Source organism: Xanthomonas bromi (assembly GCF_900092025.1).
Taxonomy (GTDB): Bacteria; Pseudomonadota; Gammaproteobacteria; order Xanthomonadales; family Xanthomonadaceae; genus Xanthomonas; species Xanthomonas bromi.
In genome coordinates, this window is record NZ_FLTX01000096.1 from 1 (window position 1) to 8610 (window position 8610).

At 57.8% G+C, this 8610-nt stretch carries 7 protein-coding genes and 1 tRNA gene; 1 reads left to right on the plus strand and 7 read right to left on the minus strand.

Translation table 11 applies throughout. The features are described 5' to 3' along the window. Positions 1 to 1178 (plus strand): site-specific integrase (locus tag XBLMG947_RS20300; RefSeq protein WP_245228281.1); only part of this gene is annotated, 1178 nt, incomplete at its 5' end. Between the two features lie 78 nt (positions 1179 to 1256). Here XBLMG947_RS20300 and XBLMG947_RS20305 read toward each other — a convergent pair. From XBLMG947_RS20305 to XBLMG947_RS20335, 7 genes are all read right to left on the minus strand, one after another. Continuing rightward, positions 1257 to 1333, minus strand: a tRNA-Asn gene (locus tag XBLMG947_RS20305). A gap of 53 nt (positions 1334 to 1386) precedes the next feature. Beyond that, positions 1387 to 1842 (minus strand): type IV pilin protein, encoded by a 456-nt coding sequence (locus XBLMG947_RS20310; RefSeq protein ID WP_065470339.1) that lies wholly within the window; start codon positions 1840 to 1842, stop codon positions 1387 to 1389. Between the two features lie 5 nt (positions 1843 to 1847). Next, on the minus strand, positions 1848 to 4853 hold the full coding sequence (locus XBLMG947_RS20315; RefSeq protein ID WP_083993303.1) for a pilus assembly protein: 3006 nt from the start codon (positions 4851 to 4853) through the stop codon (positions 1848 to 1850). Between the two features lie 916 nt (positions 4854 to 5769). Further along, positions 5770 to 6279 (minus strand): pilus assembly PilX family protein, encoded by a 510-nt coding sequence (locus XBLMG947_RS20320; protein ID WP_065470341.1) that lies wholly within the window; start codon positions 6277 to 6279, stop codon positions 5770 to 5772. Positions 6280 to 6282: 3 nt separating this feature from the next. Further along, on the minus strand, positions 6283 to 7449 hold the full coding sequence (locus XBLMG947_RS20325) for a PilW family protein (protein ID WP_065470342.1): 1167 nt from the start codon (positions 7447 to 7449) through the stop codon (positions 6283 to 6285). Beyond that, positions 7446 to 7922 (minus strand): type IV pilus modification protein PilV, encoded by a 477-nt coding sequence (gene pilV, locus XBLMG947_RS20330; RefSeq protein WP_065470343.1) that lies wholly within the window; start codon positions 7920 to 7922, stop codon positions 7446 to 7448. The genes XBLMG947_RS20325 and pilV overlap by 4 nt, the downstream gene beginning before the upstream one ends. Further along, positions 7919 to 8434 (minus strand): GspH/FimT family pseudopilin, encoded by a 516-nt coding sequence (locus XBLMG947_RS20335; RefSeq protein WP_065470344.1) that lies wholly within the window; start codon positions 8432 to 8434, stop codon positions 7919 to 7921. The genes pilV and XBLMG947_RS20335 overlap by 4 nt, the downstream gene beginning before the upstream one ends. Positions 8435 to 8610 lie beyond the last annotated feature (176 nt).

The window sequence follows — 8610 nt, forward strand, 5'->3', positions numbered from 1 at the left end:
CCCAAGACGCCCTCCCAAAAGGCATCTACTGGTCTGATGGGCGCTGGTACATCATCGAACCGCACCCCGAGGGCGGCCCCCCTAGGAAGCGCACCATTGCCTACGCGGATGCGAGGCTATCCGACCTCCATGCAGCCAGAGAGGCATCCCGTGGTGCCGGCCTGGTCGGCTCCCTGCAGTATCTGGCCAACGCGTTCAAGCTCTCCACCGAGTACCGCGACCTGTCTCGCAGTACCCGCGATGATTACGATCGCCACGCCGAGGTTGCCTGCGGCTACGTGCTGAAGGACGGCAGCTTGTTCGGGAGCCTCCAGGTGGACCGTCTTTCCGTTCCCGTGGTGCAGCGCTTGGTCGAAGCGCTCTCCAAGGGGCGCGAAGCGAGCGCCGTGCAGCCCGCGTTGCTTGCCCGTCCGTCCACGGCCAATCACACGCTGCGGTATCTGCACCGGCTGTTTGCTTGGGGCATACGCATCGGCCATTGCAAGACCAATCCGGCCAGCGGTGTGCGCGGTGCAAAGGAGCGTGCGGATGCAAAGATGCCGGACCCACAATCGTTCATGGCTGTGCTTGAGTTCGCCAAGTCACGCGCTGCATTGCCGCTGCATGTAAAGGGAGCGGTCCCGCCCTACATGCCGGCGGTGATGGTACTGGCCTACAACGCACGTCTGCGCGGTGTCGAGGTAACCGACCTGACAGACGCGGACGCGCTACAACAGGGAGTGCGCTGTACGCGCCGCAAGGGTTCTCGCGACAACATCACCGCCTGGAACGACGATCTGCAGTGGGCGTGGATGTGGCTGCGGGACTACCGTGCTCAACGGATCAATGCGCACAAACGACCAGTTCCACTGCGGCCTGAGCAGCGCGGCTTGTTGGTCACCCAGACCGGCACGCGCTTGGCGCGATCAACATTGAAGACGGCCTGGCAGCGCTTGATCACCGCGGCGATCGAGGCAGGCGTGATCGAGGAAGAAGCCCGGTTCACGCTGCATGGCCTCAAGCATCGCGGCATCACTGACACGCGTGGTACGCGGGCACACAAGCAAGATGCTGCAGGCCACGTCACGCCGCAGATGACGCACCGTTACGACCACGAGTTGCAAGTGATTGCGCCGCCGGCGTTGCCTACCGATGAGGCGTTGGCGTTCGTTGACGTATTCAAGCCCTCAGAGTCGTAAGGGCTGCGAATTTTCCCGGCAATTTTCCCGGCACAACAAAAAAGGGCTCGCGAATTTATCGCAAGCCTTTGATGTTTTTGGCGCCCGAAGTTGGACTCGAACCAACGACCCCCTGATTAACAGTCAAGTGCTCTAACCGGCTGAGCTATTCGGGCGGGGACGCGTATTCTAGACGCAACTACGCAGCTGCGCAACACCTCGCACAAAGCTACCAGCAGCCTGGAGTGGTAGTTGCACTCGGCGTCTTCACCCCTGCCTGGTTCAACGTCAGCGTGCCGCACTTGTCCTTGGCCTGATTGCCCTGAGGCGCAGCGGTCAAGGTAAAGGTCGACTGCGTGGTCGCGAGCGTAATGGTGTATTGCGCTGTACCACCTTCGCGCGGCGACTGGATGGTTGTCGAGCCGTTTCCGAATTTGAAGCTGGCATAGGTGTTGTTGGTCGTGTGCGAGCGTTCCAGCAACTGCGAGTACTCAACCAAGTCGGCCTTGGCCTGGCCGCGGCGGGACTTGCGAATATGTTCGGCATAGGACGGATAGGCGACCGCCGCGAGGATGGCGACGATCGCGACGACGATCATCAACTCGATCAAAGTAAAGCCACCTGCAACGGTAGGCTTGCGAAGTTGACGGGACAGGGGGCGCGACAGGTCTAAGTACATTGACATCTCCGTCACTGAAGCTGGCGCCAAGACTGGCGGCCGCAAGGATAAGGAACGTACATGGGCGGGGCACCGGCGACGCTGACGATCATCCAGCAGCCCGAACCTGGAGGAACAGTCGGCGCCGCAGAACCATCCTTGGGATTAACCTTCGGTTCGAGTCTGGGCACGACCGACACCCCTACATCCTTGACCGGAGCGTTACCGCCAGTGTTGAGCGAAATGCCCGCCGAACCGTCGGCAAGCGTCGAACCCCCAATGCCGCCCATTCGCACACCAGACAAGGCGCCCACGCCCGTTCGCGGATTCAGCCCAAACAACCAGTTAACACCATCGGGGCTGCACCCGCTGCTGATCGCAAGCGGCGAATAGGTGGGCATCAACAAGATTCCCGATACGAGTTCCGGATAGCCCACAAATCGTTCACCGGCAGGCAGATCCACATACCAGCCAAGTGACGATGAGGGTGCAGTGCCTTGCTGCAGGGATCGAATGCTACCGGGGGTGTCATTACTGACAGAATATGGCGTCAAGTTCGCCCTGGTTAGGGCCGTAGAGGTCACCCCATCCACCTGATCCGTGAAGCCATACAAGCTTTGCGTCTGCAGCGCTGAACTCGCCTGATTGTCTTTATCGAACGAAAAACTGCCTGTGCCGAACAATACCAGCACCCCGCCATTCTCGCCGGAAGCAGCCTGCAACCCACCGGTGATTGGCTGACGGTAGGTCAGACCACCTTCGGAATAAGTCCCCGTCGTAAATGCGGGAACGGTCACCGCCGTTGCGGTCGAGGTGAGATCGAACTTCCAGATCGCTCCGCGAAGATCGGCTGCATAGACCGTATCGGCATATCCATCGCGGGTGCGAGCTGGCTTATTGGTAAGCGGGTCGATTGTCAGATTGTCTATGCGATCCAGTACGATGAGATTGCCGAGCCCGTTATTGCCGCTGATTGAGGTTCCCGCCTCGGTTGCTTCGATCATACGAATCGTCGGTGTGGAGCTGGTTCCGATATCGACCACGAACAGCACAGCCTTGCCGTTAGCGCTAGCGTAACCGTTGCCGAAGATCGCCTTCCAGCTGACCGTCCCATTGGTCGCGCGCACCGGAACGATGACAGGCTTGCTGAGCACATGCCCAATGTTCGCACGCACAGCGGCCTCGCCGCTGAGATCGTTTATCTCCCAGAGGCGGCTACCGACACCGAAGCTAGCGGGATTGGTAACGTCCAGTGCGAAGACACCCCGACCTCCCGCACCCGTGGTGCCGACCAGCGTCGTCTGCCAAGCGTTGTTATAGTAAGTGTCTCCTACCGCAATCGGCCCATCGACAAAGTAACGATGATCAAAATTGGGCAAAGTAGATGACTTAGTGGTTTGGTAAGGCAGCAACAAATTCCCCATGTGACCATAAGAGGTTGCCGGTACATACGCAAATCGCTCGCGGCCGCCGCTCCCGGTAACGGCACCAGCACCATCCATGCCGCCATCGAAGCCATGCAGCATGCCGTCGTTGGCTCCTGCATACACCATATAGCCCTTGTTGCGCTTGCTATTGAGGTAGTTGGTATAGCTAGTCCCAAGCGTGCCGCCCAAGCCACGATATCCATAGTCGTCGACCGGTGCACTGATTACCGGGGTGGAGTTGACGATATCGCCGAGCACGGTGCTCCGATCGCGGAACTTGCCGCCCTGCTGAACCTCGCCGCTACGGTCGCCCAGCAGATAATTAGCCGAGGTCAAAGCGGTTGCACCAAGGCTGGTAAGGTCCGACTGCGAGCAGAGCGCCTGACCGGAATACAAGGTCATGGAGAGACCGCATAGACCGCTCAAGCTGATAGTCGTGCCATCGAATTTTCGCACGTTGCTGCCATCATTGAAGTACACATTTCGCGCCTTGGCGTCGGGCATCTGCGCAGACGCCTCCCAGAGCGGCGTAAAGCGCGCCTCGCGAGTATCCGGATCGACTGAAACCTGATTGGCCTTCAGCGTACTGGACCAATCCGTGCCGTTGTTCCTGATCTGGTATTCAGGAGTGACGGTCAACGAGCCTGCACCGATGCGCGCACCTGTCAACGCCAGGGTGCCAGACGGCGAGTTGGCGGCACTGGCGGCCGACAGCACCCGACGCATCGCAGCGGTCACTTCGTTAGGGCTCTTGGCATTGATAAACTGCCCGCGACTATTAATGGTGGCGTGCCAGAGCTCATCAATCACGCGACCGTCATCATCCGCGAGTGGATCGCCGTTGGCATTCCAATTAGGAGTATTTGCATAAGGGTCGCTAGTGGCTGCCTGATTGACTTCATAGATATTTCCCTGCGCGCCCAATGTGATCGCATAAAAATTCATATGCAGATCTTTCTGGCAATCCAACCGCTTCCAACCAGCGGATGCTTTGTCAAGGGTTGCGCACTTTTCGTCAACAGGAACCAGGCCACCGGCAAAGCCCTGCCCAGTCACCAATGGTGTGTTTGCGCCAGAATAATAACTCGCCGCGATGTCAGCGATTGTTTCGCTATAGCCGTCAGCAAATGGCGAAGCAGGAAAATTCACGGTCCCGCTCGAATCGGCATTTCCATACGCCCCACTAGGAACATTTGGAGAGGCCTGGGCGTTGGTATTCGTATAACCATCGGTAAACAGCATGCCGCCGTTTTTCTGGCATGCACGCAATACCGGCGCTCCGTCGCCGGTTCGCTTGAACTGCTGTCCAAGATACTCAACAGCCACACGATTCGGCGTACCGCCATTCGGTATAAGACGGTAGATCTGCTGAAACAAAGCGGCACGAGAATTATCGTCGCCGATGTTATACATGGTAGGCTGGGTGCGCTTATTGATGGTGAAATAGCCGACCCGCATATTGTCAACGTTGGCCAGCGTCCGCGACTCGGAACCTATAATCGAAAGAATACGATTGCGATGATACTGGAACCAGTTCGCAAAACTTTTTGACGCGGCATCGTAATCGTCGCTATTACTGTAATTGTCCCTCAATATCCGATATCGCCGCATATTGCAACCAGGCCCACATGCATTTGCGATAATCGGTCGATTAGCGTCATCGGTGCGATACCCCCCCGGCGCTGGAGCAGCGGCAGGCAAGTAAAACGTCGCCGGGATATAAGAGATTTGCACCAAGCAAGTGCCAGCTACCTGGGTATTAGAGACAAGAGTTGACCAAGCTCCACCGGTACCCTGCAAGCCATCATTAAAACCAGGTGAGTTGCAAACTCTGGAAAGCCCTGTCGTCCGATAGCGCGTCCCAGCAGGAATTGTCATTCCGGTAACAAAACGGAATGAATTATCCGTATTCACCTCTCTAGGCAGGCCAAGGTTGACGACAGTGCCATTATTACTCATTTTTATTTGGCCATTAGCGTCACCATAAACAGCGGGATCGCGCGAGTCTGGCTGAGCTTTAGTAAAATCAGCAGCGGGCCAAAAGCTCTTATCAGCTTTGGTCCAGGGATCGTATAGTATATTGGGGTCGTAGTAACCAGCATTATACGTAGGCGACCTTGCAAAACCAAACTGATCGAGCGGCGGAAGAGCTACACCACTCGTAAATGATGAGTTATAGTTAGGAAGAGGGAATAAGTAGACATAACAATCCGTGGAGCTAGTAGTACAGCCATCTTCACTATTAAAGAAACTTCCATCAGCTTTAAAGAAGCTAGAATTATTACCGTTCCATTGCAGTCGCCCATCACCTCCTTTGAAAATGCGCTCAAAAGTCATCGAGTTCGAATCATCAACCACCACGATGAATGCTGGCGGGACCGGGGTACCATTATTGAGTGGAGCCTGTACCAACTTTTCTTGGCCCTGCGCCGCGATCAGGTTGTAGACAAAGTAACCGCCCATCGCGGTCAGGACGACGACAGAGGCGATAGCGGTTCGAACTGTTCGACGCGACATGCTCACGGCCTCAGAGCTTAAAAATGGAATCGATCGACGCCGACGAAGATGCATCCGTCGTCGCATCGTTGGCGAAGGTGGTGATTTGATATACGGGAGTTACCGGATCTACCGGATCGCCCATCGCAAGCGAGCCGCCCCCGATGATGCATGAGTCGATGCGCCGCACATTGACCGCCTGATTCACCGACGTGGCCTTGCTACGTGCCCAAGCCAGCGGATCGAATTGGGTATCACAGTTTAGCTGGATATCCGTATCTGCCACCGTTGCGTCGCCGGGAGCGCTCTTACGGTTAGCGATGGCTTCGATCGACCGCTCACTCCTGCGCGTCACGCCCTCGGCATTTTGGAAGGCGATATTGGTGACCAGATAATTGGACGCCATTTTTTCCTGCATGCCTGCCACCTGCATGCCGGCGATCCCGATCAACGCCAGCAGGATCAGCATGATCAAGGCAACATAGAGCACTGCCCCACGGGGGCGGGAGGGCATCGAACGGCGGCGAGCAACTGCATTCATTGATCAATTCCCAAACAGGCGATTGCGCAAGGCGATCGTGGATTCGTAAGTCATTCGGTAGCGGCCATCCGTCTGGGTAGGCGGCGCAAACGAGACGCCCAACGCAGTGGGATAACTCAATGCACTTGCCGGGCGTTCGGCCGTAGAAGGTGCAGGGCTACGCGCCAGGATGCCAACCTGAACTTGCCCGACCCGCCTCCACTGCCCCGCCGCGGTGGAATCTGTCTTAACAGAGACATCGCTCGCGATCGCCTGGGTGCTGATGTTTCCCAAAGGTGGCGAGGTCTTGGATATATCCACATTCTGATCGAGCCCGAACAGCAACTGCATGTCCTCGATCCCTTCGACCAGCTCTTCCGGCGTGCCGTAATCGTCAACGCCATTGGACCGCGCGCGCATCAGCGCAGGTTCTCCCGACGTCGCCGATGTCCCGACGTAATAGACCAGTGACTCGGCGCGGTAGATCATGGCCTGGCCGCTGGGGCGTGTGGAATAATTGGACAAATTGGTCCCGGTGGCGGTGACCTTGCCGCTGGCATAGGTGCCTTTGAACACCGTGGCATGAGCACAGTCCGCAACTCCGAATAGGTTCGGCGCCGTCTGTCCCCCTTCTGTCAAACGCAGTCCAGCGGCGGCATCGAAGCCCACGACGCTATCGCTGCCTGTGGTCAACGCCTTGATCGGCACACCTTCCGGGGCCAGGTAACGCAAAACCAAGATATCGCTGCCGCCGCGAGGATTGAGCTTGGTAATCGCGGCAGGCAGATTCGCCGGCACCGTCCAGATATCTCCAAGGGTCAGCGTGCCGGGCGGCTTGGTGTTAGGCGCCTCGTAGCCTTGCACACTGATGCTGAAATCCAGCGGATGACCTGAACCACTGACCGCACCGGTATTGATGGCCGGGTCGCCTTCACCGCGTACAAAATGAGCTTGGTCGTTGACGCAACCGAAATGCCCAGCCATGCGAATGTCGCGCTGCAGGAAATCAATCGCGAAGCGCCCGTTTTCCTGTGCGCGTGCATTGCCTTCGGCCAGCATCGATGCGGTGCGCGATGCAGAAAAGACCTGGATCACTCCCAGCATTAGCACAAGACCGATCACCATGGCGATCATCATCTCTATCAGACTGATGCCGGCAGCGCCATGCCTAGAAGAAAGCGGCCGCGTCATAGCTGCGATACCAGAGTGAAGGTGGTCTGGGCGTTGGGATTGCTGGCGTCCCAGCGCTGATCTCCCCAACTGATGCCAACGGTTACCTGGCCGTTGTTATTGAGAACGGTTGCACTAGCGCCTTCGCCCAATGCGCGCACGACTTGGCATTTCCAACGCGCAATATTGTCGGCAATGGCTACGCTCCCGAGAGGCCGACTGCAGCTGGCAGCAGTCACTGTATTTGCGGAAAAGGTGGCATCGGTATACCAAGCCGACTGGAAGCGGTTGCTCCGCATCTGGTCCATCAGGTCGTACGCCAGGTTGGTCGCCTGGGTGCGGTAGTTGGAACTCTGTACGAACCGAACATTGGCCGTCTGCAGCAGCGCAAAGCCGAGCAAGCCAAATGCGAGAACGACGATAGCAATCAACACCTCAAGCAGACTGAATCCCTTGGCGCGAGAGGGCGAAACGAAGGGACGGAGAGGCATCATTGGCAGGAGCTCTTCTGAGACGTGATCTGGCCGGCGGCATTGACGAACAGGGTGCGACGCAGCGCCTGCCCATCGCAGCTCACCGGCTGCAGCGTGATCTGTTGGTTGGTCGACGCGACCCTGCGCCCCCGCCCATCGAAGGCAATCACGGCGCCAGAAGGACCGGTACTGGACAGCGAGGTGTCGATCGCGACGAAGCGCAGGACCGTATCGCCAGTTTTGAATGCCCCATCGCCATCTGTATCGGCCCAGGCCAGCATTCCTGCACCCCAGTTGTCGTCGCACGCGGTCCCGGATGCGCTGCCGCAGACACCGCCACCACGGCGATTGCGAATAGCCTCACTGCGCGCCACCGACAGCAGACCGAGGGTTTCGTTGGCGCTGCTCGCGACTCGATTGGAGCGAAGCGTTCCGCGGAAGCTGGGAAATGCAATGGTGAGCAGGATCGCCAGCACGACGATCGCGATCATCAGTTCGACGAGTGTAAAGCCGGCAGATCGGCGAAAAGACATTGAACGCTCCCCAGCGTGACGTGTGCAAGATGCTACGCCCGCCCCCTAGCAACAAGCGCAAGGGGGACGAACGGTTGTTTCAGGGTCACCGACGTCTGCGTCAGACAATCTTTCCGGCGATTTGCATCCCCCCTAACGCTTGTCGGCAAGAGCCTGGATATTCTTAAGCCCTAGGG